Source organism: Allotamlana fucoidanivorans, assembly GCF_045788535.1.
Lineage (GTDB): Bacteria > Bacteroidota > Bacteroidia > Flavobacteriales > Flavobacteriaceae > Allotamlana > Allotamlana fucoidanivorans.
Genome location: NZ_CP074074.1, coordinates 3,676,649 through 3,695,933 on the forward strand (window position 1 = coordinate 3,676,649; position 19,285 = coordinate 3,695,933).

A 19,285-nucleotide genomic window follows, 5' to 3' on the forward strand; every position below is an offset into this window, starting at 1 on the left:
TTTTTTCTACGAACAACATAAAACATTCTACGGACTTAGACTAAACCTAGATTAATGCGTGGCTTTACCAGCTCCATTTGGAATTCTAATAGTTTCTACAATATCTTGAACTTCTTCTGGAGGTGCAGGTGTAAATGCCATAATAACCATAGAAACAATAAAATTTAATAACATAGCCACAGAGCCAAAGCCCTCAGGAGAAATTCCAAACCACCAATCACTTTTATCTGGAAGTACCTCATCAAACCAACCTAGTTTATATTTAATCATGTACAACATCATGGCTGTAATCCCTACTACCATACCTGCAATGGCACCTTCTTTATTCATACGTTTATAAAAAATACCTAAAATTATAGCAGGAAAAAAAGAGGCTGCAGCCAAACCAAAGGCTAAAGCCACAACCGCGGCAACAAAACCTGGTGGATTAATACCAAAATACCCAGCCACACATACAGCTCCAACAGCCGATAACCGAGCAGCAACCAACTCTCCTTTTTCTGAAATTTTAGGGTTAATCATTTTTTTTATTAAATCATGCGACACTGACGAAGATATCACTAAAAGTAATCCTGCTGCTGTTGATAATGCCGCAGCTAAACCACCTGCAGCCACCAAGGCAACAACCCAATTGGGTAAATTTGAAATCTCAGGATTTGCTAGAACCATAATATCTCTGTCTACCACAAGTTCATTTTCATCTTTGTTAGCCAAATACTGAATTTTTCCATCCTTGTTTTTATCTGTAAACTCAATTAACCCTGTGCTTTCCCATTTTTTAAACCATTGAGGCACGGATGCATACGGTTGGTTTGAAACCGTTTCAATCATATTGGTGCGTGCAAAAACAGCCACAGCTGGTGCCGTAGAATATAATAACACAATAAGTAACAAGGCAATGCCAGCCGATTTTCTAGCGTCTTTAACACGTTTTACGGTAAAAAAACGAACAATAACGTGTGGTAAACCCGCAGTACCAACCATTAAGGCGCACGTAATTGCAAAAACATCAATCATAGATTTTGTACCTTCAGTATATTCAGAAAAACCCAATTGAAGACTCAAACCATCTAATTTATCAAGTAAATAAGTCCCAGAATCTTCAGCCAACGTGCCCCCAAATCCTAACTGAGGAATGGGGTTTCCCGTCATTTGAATAGAAATAAATATAGCTGGTACCATAAATGCAAAAATCAAAATACAGTACTGTGCCACCTGAGTATAGGTTATCCCTTTCATACCTCCTAAAACAGCATAAAACAAAACAATTAACATACCTATAATAACACCGGTATTAATATCAACCTCTAAGAATCTGGAAAATACAATACCCACACCACGCATTTGACCAGCCACATACGTGAACGACACCAATAAGGCACAAAGTACCGCTACTACACGTGCCGTTTTTGAATAATACCTATCACCAATAAAGTCTGGAACGGTAAATTTTCCAAACTTTCTTAAATAAGGAGCTAAAAGTAACGCCAGCAATACATAACCTCCTGTCCATCCCATTAAATAAACAGCACCATCATATCCTGCAAATGAAATAATACCTGCCATGGAAATAAAAGATGCGGCACTCATCCAATCTGCCGCCGTTGCCATACCATTTGCTAAAGGAGATACTCCACTGCCAGCTACATAAAACTCTTTGGTTGATCCTGCCCTTGACCATATAGCAATACCAATATAAATGGCAAATGTAACACCCACTAAAATATAGGTCCAGTTTTGAACGCCTATGCCTTCTACTAACAAACTATGCATCATAACCATATTTTTTATCCAATTTGTTCATCAGCCGAACATAAACAAAAATTAATACGACAAACACATATAGTGAACCCTGCTGAGCGAACCAAAACCCTAGTTTAAACCCTCCCAATCGTATAGAATTAAGGGTGTCTTTAAATAAAATTCCAGCACCAAACGATACTAGAAACCATATAGTTAGTAAAATAAGAAGATAGCCTATATTCTCTTTCCAATACGCCGTAGCATTTTTGTTGTTAGACATGGTTATTTGGTTTAGTTAGTTAATTAAATCTCCAAAATAGCATTATTTTTTAAAACTTTACCTTTTTAAAAACCTCAAAACATTTCGAATATCGAAAACATAGTAATCCAAACATTTAATATTTAAAGGTATCTTTATACATAAAAACAATAACATTATGGCTTACGATGAATTTTTGGCCGATAGAATACGTCAGCACCTAAAAGATCAACACATAGTATTTTCTGAATTAAAAATGATGGGGGGCTTATGTTTTAAAGTAGATAATAAAATGCTTTGTGGCATTCATCTAGATAAAACATATGGTGATCATTTACTTATGGCAAGAATAGGTGAAACAGCCTATACAAATGAAATAGAAAAACCAGAATGTTTGCCAATGGACTTTACGGGGCGCCCTATGAAAGGTTATGTGTTTGTGACACCTGACGGATTTGATTCCGACGCTGATTTATCTTACTGGATAGATTTATGTTTAGCCTTTAATCCACTCGCAAAAGCGAGTAAACCTAGAAAGAAAAGTTAGTTTAAAGACCGTTTGTTCTAAATGAAAAGTATTTGGTTTATTGTTCTTCTTTTATTTTCACTTTTTAGTGTTTCGGCCCAGAGGTCTTCTATAAAAATAACAGGCAAAGTTGTTGAAAGCCAGAACCAACACCCTATTGCATTTGCCACCATTTCAGTAAATGACAAAAATTCAAAGAAACCTATTACTGGTACCATTAGTTCAGAAAATGGTTCATTTCAATTAAAAACAGAAGCTAGACACTTTTATATTGAAATCAGTTTTATGGGATTTAAATCACAAACCTTAACCAATTTTAATATCAAAAAAGGCAACATTAATTTAAAAACTATTATTCTTGAAGAAGACCAACAAACTTTAGATGAAGTTGTTGTACGTGCCGAACGCTCGCAACTGGAGTTTAAACTAGATAAACGCGTATTCAATGTAGGAAGTGATTTAAGTTCTACGGGAGCTAGTGCCTTAGAGGTTTTAAATAATATTCCATCTGTAACCGTAAATATTGAAGGCGAAATAAGTTTAAGGGGCAGTCAAGGTGTTCAAATATTAATTAATGGAAAACCCTCTGTTTTGGCTAGCGCCGAAGGGAATGCCTTGGGAAGCATTACTGCCGATATGATTGAAAAGGTTGAAGTTATTACCAACCCTTCTGCTAAATTTGATGCCGAAGGTACCTCTGGGATTTTAAATATCATCATTAAGAAATCAGAAAAAAGAGGTTTAAATGGTTCGGCCACATTAAATGTTGGTAATCCTAGAAGTAATTCCTTCGGGTTAAGCCTAAACAAACGTACCGAAAAGTTTAATCTCTTTAGTCAGTTAGGATTTGGTATTAGAACGTATCCTAGTGATTATGAAACTATAAATCGTGATTTAACCACTCAAAGCACTGTGAGCAGTTATGGATCCAGTGCCTTTGATGAAAAGTTTGGCAATATTTTAATTGGATCTGACTATTATTTTAATGAAAAAAATGTGGTAACACTTTCGGCTTCCTATGCTTATGAGGTTGAAGATCAAGAGGCCTATGCACGTTTTATGGAGACTGACGGTAGCAATACGCTTTTAAATGAATGGATAAGAAGCGAACTTACAGAGGCAACAAATCCTAAATTAAGATATGAGCTGCAATTTAAAAGAGATTTTGAGCGTCATAAAGATCAGAGCCTACTTTTTAGCGCTTTAGGTAGTTCTTTTAGAAAAGATCAATTTTCAGATTTCAACAATATTACCATTATTGGGAATCGAGACGATGCGTTGCAAAAAACACGAACAGACTATAAACTTGAAGATTATACCTTTAAACTAGACTACACACATCCTTTTCTAGAACAATACACCCTTGAAATAGGCTCTCAATATGTTATAAATGGTGTTACCAATGATTTTACTGTTGAAGATTTTATAGATGGCAAATGGATAAGCAACCCTGATTTAACAAACATCTTCAACTTTAACCAGAACGTTTTGGGCCTTTATACCACTGCCGCTTATGAAGGCAAAAAATGGGGTATTAAACTCGGGGCAAGATTAGAAAACACGGCACTTAAAACGGTACTTGAAACTACCAATGAACACAACCGAAAGAACTACAATAATGTGTTTCCTAGTGGTCATACCTCTTATAAAATCTCCGATAACTTTTCATTACAAGCAGGATTTTCAAAACGTATAAGACGACCAAGATTACGAGAATTAAACCCCTTTTCAAACATTAGAAACAATTTTAATATTTCAACAGGAAACCCTGATCTTAATCCGGAGTATACCGACTCGTATGAAATAACAAGTATCAATAAAATAGGAAAAGTGTCTCTTAATTTTACGGTTTACAACAGATATACCACCGATGTTGTAGAACGCATTACCCGTTTTGAAAATAATGTAAGTATTTCAAGACCTGAAAATGTAGGCTCTAATACAGTAACAGGTTTTGAAGCAAACGGTAAACTAATACCAACAAAATGGTGGACTATAAACGGTGATTTCAATTTTAATTATTTTAATAGGAAGGGAGATTTTGAAAGTCAAGTTTTTGATTTTAAAGGCAATCAATGGTCTGCTAGTCTGAGCACAAAATTTAAACTTCCTGCTGAATTTGAATTAGAAATCACTGGTAATTACAGATCAAAGTACCAAACCATTCAGAGTGAAATATCGGATAATATTTTTGCCGATTTAGGGGTTAGAAAAAAAATATTTAAAGGAAAAACCATTCTAAATTTAAGCATCAGAGACGTATTTGCCTCAAGAATAGACCAAACAACAACGACGCAACCCAACTTCTTTCTATATAATAAAAGACAACGCGGCCGCTTTATTTCTTTTGGTATTAGCTATGGTTTTGGTAAAGGAGAAGCCATGGAATTTTCGGGTAGACGAAGATAAGTACAAGACGTACAATAAAAAGCCTGGCAACCTGTATTATATGGTATATGTTATAGTATAAAACATAAGGACACAAAGCCCGAAAACGAAATAGTTAATAACTTTAACCTAAATATGGTAAAAAACTGATTTTTGTAAGTTTATTGGATAGACGGTATCTTTAATTTTGTTGCTTTCAAATTAAATGAAATAACTATATCATGAGAACAAAAATCACTTTACTATTTAGTATTGTTTTTCTAGCATTATTTTCTTGCATACAAGCACCTAAAAAAACTAAAGTAGATACACACAGTACAGATGAACATCAAGCACATGAAAAACACTGGAGTTATTCAGGCGAGACTTCACCTGAGCATTGGACTGAAATTGAAAAAGATTCAGACTGTGATGGGTCATTACAGTCTCCAATAAACATTATTCACCGCAGTGTAGACTCTGTAAAAGGTGCCAATAATTTGAAAATTCAATATACACCAAGTACACTTATTAGCGATGTACATAACAATGGGCACACTATAGTGTTTGGTTTTGAACCAGGCGACTCTATTAATTATAAAAATGAAACCTACTATTTAAAACAGATTCATTTTCATGAACCTTCTGAACATAAAATTAATGGGGTTATCTATCCTATTGAAATACACCTAGTGCATATAAGTAAATCTGGAAAATTGACCGTTTTAGGTGTTTTAGGTGAAGAGGGTGCTGAAAGTCAGTTATTTGAGTTTTTTGAAAGTTTTTTACCCTTGGCTAACGGAGATAAAAAAGAGATTCATAAAGAAGTTGACCTATCTAATTTATTTCTTGATGATAAAAGCTACTATTCTTATAGTGGCTCTTTAACTACCCCACCTTGTTCAGAAATAGTGAACTGGATAGTGTTTAAAAAGCCTGTAATACTTTCAGTTGAAGAGGTTCTTAAGTTAAAAAGCAACATGCCAATTAACAATTATAGGAATGAGCAACCTCTTAACGGCCGTATTGTAAGCTATCATTATTAACCATTTACTACCTTTTTTAATACAATTTTATAAGGAAAGCCTATAGAGACACTTTAGTCCCAATAGGCTTTCCATCTATAATATCTATTATGGTATTATCTAATTTTCCGTTGGCTATATAGGTAGGAATATTTTTAGAAGCTGTTTCTTGAGCATACTCTAATTTTGATCCCATACCACCACGCCCTTCTCCTTCACTTTTCTTAGAATCTTCTATATATTTATTTAAGTCTTCATCTGGCCCCACTTTTTTTACTAAATTGGTGCTTTCATCAGCTGGATCTCCCGTATACAACCCATTAATATCGGTTAAAATAATCAGCCTGTCCGCATTAATAAGTTGTGCAATTAAACTAGCTAATTCATCATTATCTGAAAACATTGACATTGTTACCGATACTGCATCATCTTCATTAGCAATAGGTACTACCCCTTCGGCAAGTAAACCTTCACAACAACTAATCATATGTTCTCGGTGCTGGCCTGGGCTAAAATCACGCTTTGTTGGTAACACTTGCGCACACTTCATACCGTATTCATGAAAAATATTATAATATAAACGCATCATTCGTGGTTGTCCAATAGCCGAATAAACCTGTCTGCGTTGGGTTCTATTTTGAATGTTTGATTTTCCTAGGACCTCTTTACCTGCAATGACCGATCCTGATGACACCAATATGGTCATAATATCTCTTTCATAAAGTGCCGCAATCTGCTTCACCAAATTTCTCAGAACAGGTCTTACAATTCTATTATCTTTATTGGTCATTACATTTGTACCAACCTTAATTACTATACGTTCTTTGTACATTTTAGTATGTTTTTCCTAACTCTATCGCACGATTAAATGCTGCTTGAGCGGCCTCCTTTATAAGTTCGTTTATATTATTATCATCCATAGAATCTAAAGCTGCTTGGGTGGTGCCTCCTTTTGATGCCACACGGTCCATCCAGGTAGTAGGCGATAAATTATTCTGATTGAATAGTTCAACAGCTCCTGAAAAGGTTTGACTTACCAGTAGCGTGGAATCATTTTGAGAGAAGCCCATTTCAAGGGCTGCTTCCATCATACTTTGCATAAAATAAAACACATAGGCGGGCCCGCTTCCTGAAATTCCTGTTGAAGCATCAATAAACTTTTCATTAGAAACTTTTATGGATTTGCCTGTGGTATTTAAAAGACTTTCTATAGCCAGCAATTCAATTCTTGATACCGATTTTGTAGCTACATAAGAGGTTAGCCCCTTACCTATTTGGGCTGGTAAATTGGGCATAGCTCTAACAATTTTAGGCAATCCTGCAATATCCTGCATGGCCTTAATAGTTACCCCAGCCATAATAGATATGATGATTTGTTCCTCATTTAATAATGGCGAAATGTTTTTTAATAATTCTTCAGCATGATAAGGCTTTACGGCTATAAAAATAATATCTGCCTTGGGTACACAATCTTCAAACGTTTTATGGGCTTCAAAGTTTTCTGAAGACTTGAGTTGCTCTAATTTTTCAGAACAACTATCAATAACCATGATGCTTCTTTTTTTTAATAATTTGGATTTCGACATACCTTCTGCATAGGTCATCCCCATATTTCCAGCGCCAATAACAAGTACTCTCATTTGTTTTTTATTTCAGATTTTTATTTAAATAAATAGCATACAGTCTTTACAGTCTTTCACCTCTCCGTAGTAGGTTTCTCTGTATTTATGCAACGTTTCAAAGGGAATCCCTAAAAAGTATTTTTTTATATACGTGACCTTGGTGGTAAGCTCTCCCATTTTTAAGGAGTAGCGTTTTTCGTAATTTGTTTTTCGTTTTATTTTTATAATTTTCATAAGATTGCTTTAAATTTTAATAGTGTTTTAAGGTTACCGCATAAGACGCATTTCAATGTTTGCTACTTTAAAACCTTCTTTTTTAAATAATGCTATAGCAGGATTTTCGGGGTTGATATGTAGAGCAATGCTTCCTTTACAATACGACTTAAGTTGCCTAATAAGAGTTTTCGCAATTCCTTTTCCTCTGTAACTTGGTTTAATAGCAAGATTCACTAATATATTCTCTGGAATATAGTCTTTCATTCCTGTTTTATTAACCACGGCCGCTCCTACAATGTCGGTTGCATCTTCAATTACCAAAACATACCCGCCTATCCCAGGTATTTCTTTTGCTGCATACATAATAGATTTTCTTATCCCAAACTTACTATCTTTAAAGTCACCAGAATATTTATGTAAAAAATTTGTAATTTGATTAATGTTCATTGTTGATAACCTCGTAAAGGCATCAAAGATTTTTATTTCCATAAACTATTTATAAGGAAGGTTACACCTTGTTACAAAAGGCACATATTTGAATTCATCTCAAAACAACACTACATAATAATTAACTATGTAATGATTTATAATGATTAAATAAAGGCAGTTACACCGAAACAGAAGCAGTGCTATGATTATGTTGTAGGAGGAATAAATTTATCAGACTGATTTCTAAAAACTAGAAAGTTGAAGTTGAAGACTCTGCTATTTCGTTTTTCATGTATTCCTTTTCCCATGGTGCAAATTTACAAAAACACAGTACCAATAACAAGTTTGAGCCGGTTTAATATTATATCACTTTTTATTGAGCGCATAAATCTTGTATTTAATTTAAAGTTTTAATCCGACTAATTTTATAAGCTTATTTAACATACACTACCTTACGCTATAAATCCATAGACGGTTTATACTCTGTTGAAGTCATTTCACCACCACTTCTGACCACTTCACTTTATTAAGAAAAACTTAGCCATACTCCTACCCTATCTTTGTGTCATATTAATAACAGAAAATAATTTTGAGAAGAAGAATTTTTAAGTTTTATACGTTTTATTCTGTTATTAATTGAAAAGAGTAAGTTTTTCATATAGTTAGTTTGGTTAGTTTGAATCCGCTTAGTTTTAGAGAGAGTTAAGCGGATAATTTTTACTTTACACGGCCTTTAAGTTGCTTTACATGAATTTTTAGTTACTTCGCTTTAATAGCGAAGGCTTATCTCAAATAACAACTGTACTTTTAACCCATTGAAAGCTGCTAGTGATAGTAAGTTTTTCATAGAGTAAGTTTGGTTTGTTTAAAACCGCCCGGTGATCTTAAAAACTGGGCGGTTTTTTTATCACAGAAACTAAAAAAATAATATAAGTTTCATACAAATCTAATAACCTTAAAAACCCTTCACGTTATGTTCTTGCTGGTTCAATAACCATTTTAGATACTTCAAATTATTTCCAAACTAAAAAATGATTAGAGGTTATAATTTTGTATTGGATTTATTATGCTTTAATAGGTGTAATAAACCTCCTTAAAAAACAGAAGACAAAAACTAGTAGACTCTAGCCATTTTGGCTAGACCTAAACCGCTTAATTCCCCCAAAGTTAGGCGGTTATTTTTTCTAAATTAATTATTGTTTTCTCTAACTATTTTCAAATCTGCTTGAATTGAATTCAGCATAAAAACGTTAACACCCTTTACCTATTTTACTTGTCACCTGAGTTTTCTGATGGAATTTCAACAAGATCAGATGATAGTCTTTGGCCAGGTTTTATAACTAAAAGAGATTATTTATTAGACAAAATTCATCCCAAATCCTTTATAAAAATGCTTATTTTGACCTTCCTCTAATGCTGCAATCTAAACCCGTGGCCTATGGTATGATAATGCATTTAAGTAATACATGGGAAATTTTACAAATTTATTATGATAAAACAGTTAAGCTTGTAGGAGAAGTAATCTCTTATTAAGAACACAATGGCTATTTATACCTTATTACTGATATATCTGGGTATATTGGAAAGTATAAATTGTTAGTGCGACCAAAACTTAATTTAAATCACTAATTGTCTGTTTTTCTAAACATATTGTTCACTTTATCCGTTATTATAATAAACTCACTTTCGCTATCCGATTGACAATAGTAACTTTTTCATATAGTTAGTTTGGCTAGTTTAAAACCGCTCAGTAATCTCAAAATACTGAGCGGTTTTTTATATGTGAATTTGAAAATCACCAAATAACAAAACCCCTCATAACACCTTAACAAACAAAAAGTTAACATTAAATTAATATTTAAACCCGATTAAAACATTCTTAAATACGTACTTTAGAAAAGATTAGATAAAATTTTATTTAGTTGGTTAGGTTGAAAACCGTTTAGTCTTCTTCTAAAACTAAGCGGTTTTTTTGTTACATGCATTTAAATGCCTTCTATAGTCAGTTCACTTCCTTTTTAGAACACTTCACTTAAAAAGACACCGTTTAGCCTTTGTATCTGGGGTATCTTTGACTCAAAGAAAAAATAGAATAAAAAATTAGGGGTTTTATAACACTTATACCCTATTACAGATATAAGACAATAGTAAGTTTTTCATATAGTTAGTTTGGTTAGTTTGAAACCGCTCAGTAATCTCAAAATACTGAGCGGTTTTTTTATGATGCATCTAAAACACGCTTTACTTTGCCTGTTATTCAGTTCACTTCCTTTTTAGAACACTTCACTTAAAAAGACACCGTTTAGCCTTTGTATCTGGGGTATCTTTGACTCAAAGAAAAAATAGAATAAAAAATTAGGGGTTTTATAACACTTATACCCTATTACAGATATAAGACAATAGTAAGTTTTTCATATAGTTAGTTTGGTTAGTTTGAAACCGCTCAGTAATCTCAAAATACTGAGCGGTTTTTTTATGATGCATCTAAAACACGCTTTACTTTGCCTGTTATTCAGTTCACTTCCTTTTTAGAACACTTCACTTAAAAAGACACCGTTTAGCCTTTGTATCTGGGGTATCTTTGACTCAAAGAAAAAAATAGAATAAAAAATTAGGGGTTTTATAACACTTATACCCTATTACAGATATAAGACAATAGTAAGTTTTTCATATAGTTAGTTTGGTTAGTTTGAAACCGCTCAGTAATCTCAAAATACTGAGCGGTTTTTTTTATGCATCTAAAACACGCTTTACTTTGCCTGTTATTCAGTTCACTTCCTTTTTAGAACACTTCACTTAAAAAGACACCGTTTAGCCTTTGTATCTGGGGTATCTTTGACTCAAAGAAAAAAATAGAATAAAAAATTAGGGGTTTTATAACACTTATACCCTATTACAGATATAAGACAATAGTAAGTTTTTCATATAGTTAGTTTGGTTAGTTTGAAACCGCTCAGTAATCTCAAAATACTGAGCGGTTTTTTTATGATGCATCTAAAACACGCTTTACTTTGCCTGTTATTCAGTTCACTTCCTTTTTAGAACACTTCACTTAAAAAAACACCGTTTAGCCTTTGTATCTGGGGTATCTTTGACTCAAAGAAATAAAAATAGAATAAAAATTTAGGGGTTTTATAACACTTATACCCTATTACAGATATAAGACAATAGTAAGTTTTTCATATAGTTAGTTTGGTTAGTTTGAAACCGCTCAGTAATCTCAAAATACTGAGCGGTTTTTTTATGATGCATCTAAAACACGCTTTACTTTGCCTGTTATTCAGTTCACTTCCTTTTTAGAACACTTCACTTAAAAAAACACCATTTAGCCTTTGTATCTGGGGTATCTTTGACTCAAAGAAATAAAAATAGAATAAAAATTTAGGGGTTTTATAACACTTATACCCTATTACAGATATAAGACAATAGTAAGTTTTTCATATAGTTAGTTTGGTTAGTTTGAAACTGCTCAGTAATCTCAAAATACTGAGCGGTTTTTTTTTGACTGTAACGCTTATACAAAACCCTAATTATCAATTTCCGCTTCATTATCCCTTAAAGTCAAATCAATTACGATTTTAGACAGTTAACCTATAATAAATCACGCGCTGTAATCAAAACATTCTAAATTTACCCAAAATAAAAAAACAAAGTAAAGTGAAAACATTTAAGTATTTAGCCATTATAGTTGTGACACTAATGGTGACTGCAACCTCATGTAGTGATGATGATGACACACATGCTTTTCATTTAGAAAAAGGCATTGTTTTAACGGCAGAAGTCCCTGAAGAATTTGTTCACGGAAACAGGTATATCATTACAGGTACCGTAGCCTTACCCAATAGTTGTTATTTCTATTATGATCAATATGAGTACCTCTATGATGGTACTTCAAGGCTTATTTATCCAATAGTACATGTTGATGATGATGTGGCATGTGCTGACGTGTTCAAAGAGGCTACATTTTCAATTCCTGTAGAAGCCTTACAAAAAGAAACATATACCTTTAAGTTTTATCAAGGAGAAGATGCTGAAGGCGAAGCACAATTCTTGATACTAGAAGTCCCCGTTGTTGAATAGCTTTATAGTATAAAAGCACCTTAACGCTTAAAAAATACTATAGTTTGATTCGTTCAAAAAACCGCTCGGTCACCTCAAAAGACCGAGCGGTTTTTATATACCACCAAATAAACTTACTTCAAATACGCTAAAACATTTTGTTCTATACGTTCTTGGATATTATTCACATCTCCTTTTACAAAAGTTTCACCTGTAATGTTTTCGTAAAGTTCAATATAACGTTCTGAGACGCTTTCAATATAAGCATCAGTCATTTCAGGAACTGTTTGCCCTTCTAAACCTTGAAAGTTATTACTTATCAACCATTGGCGTACAAATTCTTTAGAGAGTTGTTTTTGCGGTTCGCCTTTGGCTTGACGCTCCTCATACCCTTCTGCATAAAAATAACGCGAAGAATCTGGGGTGTGTATTTCATCAATCAAGACTATTTGCCCGTTTTTGGTTTTCCCAAACTCGTATTTGGTATCTACCAAAATTAAGCCTCTTGAGGCCGCAATTTCTGATCCGCGTTGAAACAGTTTACGGGTATAATCTTCTAAAACCACATAATCGGCTTCACTTACAATGCCTTTAGCCAAAATGTCTTCACGAGAAATATCCTCATCATGGTCTCCCATTTCTGCTTTGGTAGCTGGCGTGATGATAGGCTCTGGAAATTTATCATTTTCCTTCATCCCTTCTGACATTGGCTCACCACAAAGCATACGCTTACCAGCTTTATACTCGCGTGCTGCATGCCCAGACATATAACCTCGTATTACCATTTCTACTTTAAAGGGTTCGCACAAATGTCCTACGGCCACGTTTGGGTCTGGTGTAGCGGTTAACCAATTAGGCACCAAATCTTCAGTGGCGGCCATCATTTTAGTAGCAATCTGGTTTAGTATTTGACCTTTGTAAGGTATGCCTTTTGGCATCACCACATCAAAGGCTGAAAGCCTATCTGTAGCTATCATGACCAATTCTTGGTCTTTGATGTTATAAACTTCTCTTACTTTTCCCTTATACACACTTTTTTGTCCTGGAAAATTGAAATTGGTATCTATTATGGTATTACTCATTATAATTTACATTTGACTACTCGCTTGTTGCTAAGTGCCTTATTGAACGGTTTATATTATGTTGTGTTACCCTGCCTTAGCCGCGATTAAGGCAATTGTTGGAGCTCCTCAAAGAGAGCGACTGCCGAAAGCGGGAAACAGCTACAAAAATAACTAATCTCTGTTTTCTATACTCTTGTAGGCTTCAATTACTTTTTTAACCAGTTTATGACGAATTACGTCTTTATCATCTAAAAACACAATGCCAACACCTTCTACATTCTTTAAAATTAGCAGCGCTTCTTTTAAACCTGAAATAGTGCGGCGCGGTAAATCAATCTGCCCTGGATCTCCTGTTAATAAAAACTTAGCGTTTTTTCCCATACGGGTTAAAAACATTTTCATTTGGGCATGAGTGGTGTTTTGTCCCTCATCAAGAATCACAAAAGCATTATCAAGCGTACGTCCGCGCATGAAGGCTAACGGTGCAATTTGTATGGTACCATTTTCAATATAATGTGCCAGTTTTTCGGGGGCAATCATATCGCGTAAGGCATCATACAAAGGTTGCATGTAGGGATCTAGTTTTTCTTTTAAATCCCCAGGTAAAAAACCAAGATTCTCTCCTGCCTCTACCGCCGGCCGCGTTAAAATGATACGCTTAACTTCTTTATTTTTTAGAGCCTGAACCGCTAATGCTATACCTGTATAGGTTTTTCCTGTTCCGGCAGGCCCAATAGCAAATACCATATCATTTTTACGCATCAGTTCTACTAGTTTGCGCTGGTTGGCAGTTTGGGCTTTTATCATTCTTCCTCCTACACCATGTACAATGGTTTCTCCACTGGCTTTTGAAGTGGTATAATCATCACTGCTTTGGCTAGTTAATACACGCTCTATAGTATTTTCATCTAATGTATTATACTTGGCAAAATGTTTTAGTAGCATGGTGATGCGTCTATCAAATTCCTCGAGCAATTCTTCATCACCAAAGGCTTTTATTTTATTGCCGCGTGCTACTATTTTTAGCTTCGGAAAGTATTTTTTTAGTAGTTCAATGTTAGTGTTGTGGGCTCCAAAAAACTCTTTTGGAGTAATCTCTTCAAGTTCTAAGATGAGTTCGTTCAAAGGCTTTTATTTTGGTTTATGGTTGTAATCTGATTAATTAAATTTTAAACTTCGTCAGACCAAATGATTTAATTAGTTTTGTATCACACCCAGTGATAATCAAAAATACATAAAATTGGGTGACTTAACCTTAAAAACATATCAACAATTTGTCCATGGCAATCATCACTTTAACAACTGATTTTGGGGAGAAAGATTACTTTGCTGGTGCGACGCGAGGCGCTATTTATAGTGAACTTCCAGATGTTAATATTGTTGATATCTCACATTCTGTTTCGCCTTTTAACATTCCCGAGGCAGCGTATATTATTCAAAATGCCTATGCGAGTTTTCCTAAGGGTACCATTCATATTATTGGTATTGATGCCGAAATAAATCCAGAAAACAAACATATTGCTATAAAGCTTGACGACCACTACTTTATCTGTGCTAACAATGGTATTATGAGTATGATTTGCTCCGAAATTGCCCCAGAACAAATTGTAGAAATTAACATTCATAATAAAATACAAACCAGTTTCCCAGTTTTAGATGTCTTTGTAAAAGTAGCTTGCCATATTGCAAGAGGTGGCACGCTTGATGTGATTGGTAAACGCATTAGCGAAATTAAACCCATTAAAAATATTGTACCTTACGTTAATGATGATAAAACACAGATTATTGGTAGTGTGATTTACATTGATAACTACGGAAATGTGGTTACCAATATTAAGAGAAACTTTTTTGAAACCATTCAAAAAGGAAGAGACTTTGAGATCTCGGCGCGCAATTATACCTTTAAAAAGATCTATCAGAAATACAGTGATCTTGTTAATTTTGATATTCCTGAAAACAAACGACATGACGAAGGCAGAAAACTTGTGGTTTTTAATTCGGGAAACTTTTTAGAAATTGCCGTATATAAAAGCAATAGTGAAACCGTAGGAAGCGCATCGACATTATTGGGTTTAGGTCTTATGGATGCTGTAAGCGTGAAGTTTACAACCAAACCTGTAATTCCAAAAGGCATTGAATTACCTAAAAACGTTCATAATATTCCAGATTTTGAATAATCGATACATCTGTTATGCTTGTTAGAATTGTAAAAATGGGATTTGACACCGCATATGTTGATACGTTTTTAAGGCAATTTCATGCCAGTAAACATAACATACGACAGTTTGAAGGCTGTATGTTTTTAGAATTGTATCAAGACCAACAAGACCCCTCCATTTTTTTTACCTACAGTTATTGGCAAACCGCTGCACATTTGGAAGCATACCGGCATTCAGACCTTTTTAAGTCCGTTTGGAGTAAAACCAAGCCTCTTTTTAATAGAAAGCCTGAAGCCTGGAGTGTTGATAAATTAGAATCTTTGGAATAAAATGGCACGAAAAGCACTGCTTATAATTGACATGCAAAAAGGATCATTCACACCTAAAACACCTAGGTTTGATACATTGGGAGTTTTATCAAGAATTAATACTTTGGCAAGTCAATTTAGGAAACGTCATTTTCCTGTAATACACATTCAACATGATGGTACAAAAGATTCAGAATTTATTCCAGGGACTTATGAGCACGAACTTTTAGATGGCTTAACAACGCATGATGAAGATTACTTCATAGATAAGTATGCTAATGATGCTTTTTACAAATCAAAACTACAATCCATACTTAAAGTACTAGAGGTTGAAACACTGTACATTACTGGTTGTGCTACCGATTTTTGTATTGAAGCTACCGTACAATCAGCGCTAACTAAAGACTATAACATTACGGTAGTGGCCGATGCGCATACCACAGGTGAACGGCAACATGTAAGTGCTAAGCAAATTATTCTTCACTACAACTGGGTGTGGCAAAATATGATAAATACTAAAGGAACACTTAAGGTAGAAGATTTTAAAACCATTAGTACATCACTATAAAAAATTAGATGAAAAATTTTACCTTTAGCCCAAACTCAAAACATCACTAAATGCTTGCCATTTTAAAAAAAGAAATTAATTCATTTTTTGCATCCCCAATTGGTTATTTGGTCATCTCCATTTTTTTAGTGTTAAACGGTCTGTTTTTATGGTTGTTTAAAGGCGAATTTAATATTTTAGATTATGGGTTTTCTGATGTATCGCCATTTTTTATGCTGGCGCCTTGGATTCTTATTTTTCTTATTCCCGCAGTGACAATGCGTAGTTTTTCTGATGAAAAAAAACAAGGTACTTTAGAGCTGTTACTCACCAAACCAATAGCGCACTTTAATATCGTTTTAGGCAAATATTTTGGAGCATTTATTTTAATTATCATAGCTCTTATACCTACCCTACTCTATGTTTATACCGTTTATCAATTAGGTAATCCTGTTGGTAATCTGGATATGGGAAGTACACTAGGGTCTTATTTCGGATTATTATTTTTGGTAGCTTCCTATACGGCTATTGGTGTTTTTGCCTCAAGCTTGTCTGACAATCAAATTGTAGCTTTTATAAGCGCTGTTTTTATTTGTTTCCTATTTTACATAGGTTTTGAAGGGGTTGCCGCCTTTACTTCTAGTCATTTTATAGAACAACTTAGTATGAGTGTGCACTTTAAAAGTATGAGTCGTGGTGTATTAGATACGAGAGATATTGTTTATTTTTTAAGCATCACGATATTCTTTTTAATGTTAACCAAATTAAATTTGAATACCTCTCAAAAATGATTTTAAGGCCTACCTTTATTATTTTAATTAGTATTGTATTTATTCTGGTATGGCTGTTTGTTAGAACCATTGACCACAGAAAATGGCTCACGTTATTAGTCAGTTTAGCTCTAACACCTATTGCTTATTTCTATGTGTTTTATCCGCTAATAAACATTTTTACTAGTTATCATCATGAGAAATATTTTGACGAAAATTCGTGGAAAGAACAGCCCGAGCTACGCTACGAAATGTTAAACCACATCCTGTCAAACCAATTGTTTGTCAATTCAGAAAAAGATAGTATTAAAACGGTACTAGGTAAAGCTGACTGGTTAGGTTGGGATGAGGCCACAAACAGTAAATCTGAAAATAAATGGAATTATAATTTAGGTTTTAAGCCTGGAGCTTTTAATGATAAACAAGAATGCTTGGAGCTTATTTTTAAAAACAATAAAGTAACCCAACTAAAAACCTATCAATTAGAAAAAGATTTTGAATAAAACGATAAAGCATATAGCCATAATACTTGTTGGTTTAGTCCTCATCAACAGCATTAGCCAAAACCTATACAAGCGTTTTGATTTAACAGCTGATAAACGCTATACACTAAGTGAATCTGCCGTAAACATTATTGAAGATTTAGATTCTCCCATAGTTATTGATGTTTTTTTAGAAGGCGAAGACTTTCCTTCTGAATTTAGACGGCTACAAAATGAAACACGTCAATTACTGGAAGAGTTCTCAGCAGAAAATAAAAATATTGTTTTCAGTTTTATCAATCCTTTGGAAGATGCATCTAATAGAGAACGCAACATACAACAACTTACAGAGCGCGGTCTAACCCCCATGCAATTGAGTGTTCAAGAACATGGAAAATCCTCTAATGCGGTTATTTTCCCTTGGGCATTAGCCAGCTATAAGGAACAAACCGTTATTATTCCATTAGTAAAAAATAAGATTGGCGCCTCACAGCAGGAATTGGTAAGCAACTCGGTGCAGCATTTAGAATATGCTTTTGCCGATGGTTTTAGTAAGCTAATAAACCCTAAAAGTAAAAAAATTGCCATTTTAAAAGGTAACAGACAACTTGAAGATATATATATTGCCGACTTTGTTAAAAAACTTGGAGCGTATTATTACATAGCTCCTTTTACCTTAGACAGCGTTTCAAACAATCCACAAAAAGTGCTACGAGATATTAGCAATTTTGATTTAATCATTTCAGCTAAACCAACTGAAGCATTTTCTGAAGCAGAAAAATTAGTGTTAGATCAATATACCATGCAAGGTGGCAAAAGCCTTTGGATGATTGATGCCGTGGCTATGGAAAAAGATAGCTTGTACAATGCCAACGGCATGAACGTCGCTATTCAAAGAGACTTAAATTTAACAGACTTTTTCTTTAAATACGGGGTACGCGTTAACCCTTCAATAGTGAGTACGCTGTATTCGGCTCCCATTACTTTAGCTATGGGTGAAGGTAGCCAGGCTCAATTTCAGCATTTACAATGGCCTTACTCGCCATTAGCTGGCTCCAATAAAAACCATCCTATTGTCAATAATTTGAATTTGGTGAAATTTGATTTTGCTAACCAAATGGATACCTTGAAAAATGCTGTTAAAAAAACCATTCTCTTAGAATCTGCGCCACTCTCAAAACTTGAAGGCACACCGCGAGAAATTAATTTAGAGCTAGTCACTAAACCACAAGATCCTCAGTCATTTAATAAAGGCAACCAAACACTAGGTGTATTATTAGAAGGCACATTCCCTTCGGCTTATGCCAACCGCATTAAACCGTTTAAGCTAGCCCAAGGCCTTGATAAAAGTGTTCCTACTAAAATGATAGTGATTGCTGATGGTGATATCATTAAGAATGACGTGCTACGTGGTAAACCTCAGGAATTAGGCTTTGACCGATGGACTGGTCAAGTTTACGGGAATAAAGAATTTTTACTCAATGCCGTAAATTACTTATTAGATGATAACGGACTTATAAACATTCGAAGCAAGGAAATTGCTATTGCTTTTCTAAATCAACAAAAAATAGCCGATGAAAAAACCAAGTGGCAACTCATAAACATCTTATTACCACTACTCTTACTCGCTATTTTTGGTTTCACTTTTAATTCATTTAGAAAGAAAAAATATGCCGCTTAAATGTTAATAAGTTTGTTTCCAAATCTTA

Annotated in this window: 18 protein-coding genes; 10 read left to right on the top strand and 8 right to left on the bottom strand. The window is 34.2% G+C overall.

Going from position 1 to position 19,285, the window contains the following annotated elements:
- Window positions 1–51: 51 nt before the first annotated feature.
- Together KFZ70_RS15660 and KFZ70_RS15665 are read right to left on the bottom strand one after the other, a co-directional pair.
- Window positions 52–1,776, bottom strand: coding sequence for a sodium:solute symporter family protein (locus KFZ70_RS15660; protein WP_394344306.1), 1,725 nt, complete (start codon window positions 1,774–1,776; stop codon window positions 52–54).
- Window positions 1,766–2,023, bottom strand: coding sequence for a DUF4212 domain-containing protein (locus tag KFZ70_RS15665; protein ID WP_139698501.1), 258 nt, complete (start codon window positions 2,021–2,023; stop codon window positions 1,766–1,768). Before KFZ70_RS15665 ends, KFZ70_RS15660 begins: the two co-directional genes overlap by 11 nt.
- Window positions 2,024–2,180: 157 nt before the next feature.
- On the opposite strand from KFZ70_RS15665, the gene KFZ70_RS15670 reads away from it, so the two are divergent.
- The 3 genes from KFZ70_RS15670 to KFZ70_RS15680 all read left to right on the top strand — a co-directional run bounded on the left by KFZ70_RS15670 (window position 2,181) and on the right by KFZ70_RS15680 (window position 5,941).
- The gene (locus KFZ70_RS15670) at window positions 2,181–2,549 is read left to right on the top strand and encodes a TfoX/Sxy family protein (protein ID WP_139698500.1); all 369 of its coding nucleotides are present in this window, start codon (window positions 2,181–2,183) and stop codon (window positions 2,547–2,549) included.
- A 21-nt stretch (window positions 2,550–2,570) separates the two neighbouring features.
- Window positions 2,571–4,937, top strand: a complete 2,367-nt coding sequence (locus KFZ70_RS15675) for a TonB-dependent receptor domain-containing protein (protein ID WP_139698499.1) — start codon at window positions 2,571–2,573, stop codon at window positions 4,935–4,937.
- Window positions 4,938–5,137: 200 nt separating this feature from the next.
- Window positions 5,138–5,941, top strand: a complete 804-nt coding sequence (locus KFZ70_RS15680) for a carbonic anhydrase (protein ID WP_139698498.1) — start codon at window positions 5,138–5,140, stop codon at window positions 5,939–5,941.
- A 40-nt stretch (window positions 5,942–5,981) separates the two neighbouring features.
- Here KFZ70_RS15680 and proB read toward each other — a convergent pair whose 3' ends face one another.
- The 4 genes from proB to KFZ70_RS15700 are packed head-to-tail and all read right to left on the bottom strand — an operon-like array spanning window position 5,982 to window position 8,247.
- Window positions 5,982–6,752 (bottom strand): glutamate 5-kinase, encoded by a 771-nt coding sequence (proB, locus tag KFZ70_RS15685; RefSeq protein WP_139698497.1) that lies wholly within the window; start codon window positions 6,750–6,752, stop codon window positions 5,982–5,984.
- A 1-nt stretch (window position 6,753) separates the two neighbouring features.
- Entirely contained in the window at window positions 6,754–7,560 is an 807-nt protein-coding gene (gene proC, locus KFZ70_RS15690) for a pyrroline-5-carboxylate reductase (RefSeq protein WP_139698496.1), read from the bottom strand.
- Window positions 7,561–7,584: 24 nt separating this feature from the next.
- Window positions 7,585–7,776, bottom strand: coding sequence for a hypothetical protein (locus KFZ70_RS15695; protein WP_139698495.1), 192 nt, complete (start codon window positions 7,774–7,776; stop codon window positions 7,585–7,587).
- Window positions 7,777–7,809: 33 nt separating this feature from the next.
- The gene (locus KFZ70_RS15700) at window positions 7,810–8,247 is read right to left on the bottom strand and encodes a GNAT family N-acetyltransferase (RefSeq protein WP_139698494.1); all 438 of its coding nucleotides are present in this window, start codon (window positions 8,245–8,247) and stop codon (window positions 7,810–7,812) included.
- Between the two features lie 3,597 nt (window positions 8,248–11,844).
- Between KFZ70_RS15700 and KFZ70_RS15705 the strand changes: the two genes are divergently transcribed.
- Window positions 11,845–12,267, top strand: coding sequence for a hypothetical protein (locus KFZ70_RS15705; protein ID WP_139698843.1), 423 nt, complete (start codon window positions 11,845–11,847; stop codon window positions 12,265–12,267).
- Window positions 12,268–12,380: 113 nt separating this feature from the next.
- On the opposite strand, the gene KFZ70_RS15710 is transcribed toward KFZ70_RS15705, so the two are convergent.
- Window positions 12,381–13,328 (bottom strand): phosphoribosylaminoimidazolesuccinocarboxamide synthase, encoded by a 948-nt coding sequence (locus KFZ70_RS15710; protein WP_139698842.1) that lies wholly within the window; start codon window positions 13,326–13,328, stop codon window positions 12,381–12,383.
- A 153-nt stretch (window positions 13,329–13,481) separates the two neighbouring features.
- Window positions 13,482–14,435: a PhoH family protein gene (locus KFZ70_RS15715; RefSeq protein WP_139698841.1), complete on the bottom strand. Its 954-nt coding sequence runs from the start codon at window positions 14,433–14,435 to the stop codon at window positions 13,482–13,484.
- 155 nt (window positions 14,436–14,590) lie between these two features.
- Between KFZ70_RS15715 and KFZ70_RS15720 the strand changes: the two genes are divergently transcribed.
- The 6 genes from KFZ70_RS15720 to gldG are packed head-to-tail and all read left to right on the top strand — an operon-like array spanning window position 14,591 to window position 19,257.
- The gene (locus KFZ70_RS15720) at window positions 14,591–15,487 is read left to right on the top strand and encodes an S-adenosyl-l-methionine hydroxide adenosyltransferase family protein (protein WP_139698840.1); all 897 of its coding nucleotides are present in this window, start codon (window positions 14,591–14,593) and stop codon (window positions 15,485–15,487) included.
- A 14-nt stretch (window positions 15,488–15,501) separates the two neighbouring features.
- Window positions 15,502–15,798: a putative quinol monooxygenase gene (locus KFZ70_RS15725; RefSeq protein WP_139698839.1), complete on the top strand. Its 297-nt coding sequence runs from the start codon at window positions 15,502–15,504 to the stop codon at window positions 15,796–15,798.
- A 1-nt stretch (window position 15,799) separates the two neighbouring features.
- Entirely contained in the window at window positions 15,800–16,345 is a 546-nt protein-coding gene (locus tag KFZ70_RS15730) for an isochorismatase family protein (protein ID WP_139698838.1), read from the top strand.
- A 50-nt stretch (window positions 16,346–16,395) separates the two neighbouring features.
- Window positions 16,396–17,115 carry a gliding motility-associated ABC transporter permease subunit GldF gene (gldF, locus tag KFZ70_RS15735; RefSeq protein WP_139698837.1) on the top strand — a complete coding sequence of 240 codons (720 nt, stop codon included), beginning with the start codon at window positions 16,396–16,398 and terminating at the stop codon, window positions 17,113–17,115.
- Entirely contained in the window at window positions 17,112–17,597 is a 486-nt protein-coding gene (locus KFZ70_RS15740) for a hypothetical protein (RefSeq protein WP_139698836.1), read from the top strand. The genes gldF and KFZ70_RS15740 overlap by 4 nt, the downstream gene beginning before the upstream one ends.
- The gene (gldG, locus tag KFZ70_RS15745; protein WP_139698835.1) at window positions 17,590–19,257 is read left to right on the top strand and encodes a gliding motility-associated ABC transporter substrate-binding protein GldG; all 1,668 of its coding nucleotides are present in this window, start codon (window positions 17,590–17,592) and stop codon (window positions 19,255–19,257) included. The genes KFZ70_RS15740 and gldG overlap by 8 nt, the downstream gene beginning before the upstream one ends.
- The last annotated feature ends 28 nt before the right edge of the window (window positions 19,258–19,285 follow it).

What these genes read in the sequence shown, in the direction of transcription:
- gldF (WP_139698837.1), top strand. Translation starts at nt 16,396, where the DNA reads ATGCTTGCCATTTTAAAAAAAGAAATTAATTCATTTTTTGCATCCCCA.
- KFZ70_RS15725 (WP_139698839.1), top strand. Translation starts at nt 15,502, where the DNA reads ATGCTTGTTAGAATTGTAAAAATGGGATTTGACACCGCATATGTTGAT.
- KFZ70_RS15695 (WP_139698495.1), bottom strand. Translation starts at nt 7,776, where the DNA reads ATGAAAATTATAAAAATAAAACGAAAAACAAATTACGAAAAACGCTAC.
- KFZ70_RS15670 (WP_139698500.1), top strand. Translation starts at nt 2,181, where the DNA reads ATGGCTTACGATGAATTTTTGGCCGATAGAATACGTCAGCACCTAAAA.
- proC (WP_139698496.1), bottom strand. Translation starts at nt 7,560, where the DNA reads ATGAGAGTACTTGTTATTGGCGCTGGAAATATGGGGATGACCTATGCA.
- KFZ70_RS15740 (WP_139698836.1), top strand. Translation starts at nt 17,112, where the DNA reads ATGATTTTAAGGCCTACCTTTATTATTTTAATTAGTATTGTATTTATT.
- KFZ70_RS15675 (WP_139698499.1), top strand. Translation starts at nt 2,571, where the DNA reads ATGAAAAGTATTTGGTTTATTGTTCTTCTTTTATTTTCACTTTTTAGT.
- KFZ70_RS15665 (WP_139698501.1), bottom strand. Translation starts at nt 2,023, where the DNA reads ATGTCTAACAACAAAAATGCTACGGCGTATTGGAAAGAGAATATAGGC.
- KFZ70_RS15720 (WP_139698840.1), top strand. Translation starts at nt 14,591, where the DNA reads ATGGCAATCATCACTTTAACAACTGATTTTGGGGAGAAAGATTACTTT.
- KFZ70_RS15680 (WP_139698498.1), top strand. Translation starts at nt 5,138, where the DNA reads ATGAGAACAAAAATCACTTTACTATTTAGTATTGTTTTTCTAGCATTA.
- KFZ70_RS15730 (WP_139698838.1), top strand. Translation starts at nt 15,800, where the DNA reads ATGGCACGAAAAGCACTGCTTATAATTGACATGCAAAAAGGATCATTC.
- KFZ70_RS15660 (WP_394344306.1), bottom strand. Translation starts at nt 1,776, where the DNA reads ATGATGCATAGTTTGTTAGTAGAAGGCATAGGCGTTCAAAACTGGACC.
- KFZ70_RS15710 (WP_139698842.1), bottom strand. Translation starts at nt 13,328, where the DNA reads ATGAGTAATACCATAATAGATACCAATTTCAATTTTCCAGGACAAAAA.
- KFZ70_RS15700 (WP_139698494.1), bottom strand. Translation starts at nt 8,247, where the DNA reads ATGGAAATAAAAATCTTTGATGCCTTTACGAGGTTATCAACAATGAAC.
- proB (WP_139698497.1), bottom strand. Translation starts at nt 6,752, where the DNA reads ATGTACAAAGAACGTATAGTAATTAAGGTTGGTACAAATGTAATGACC.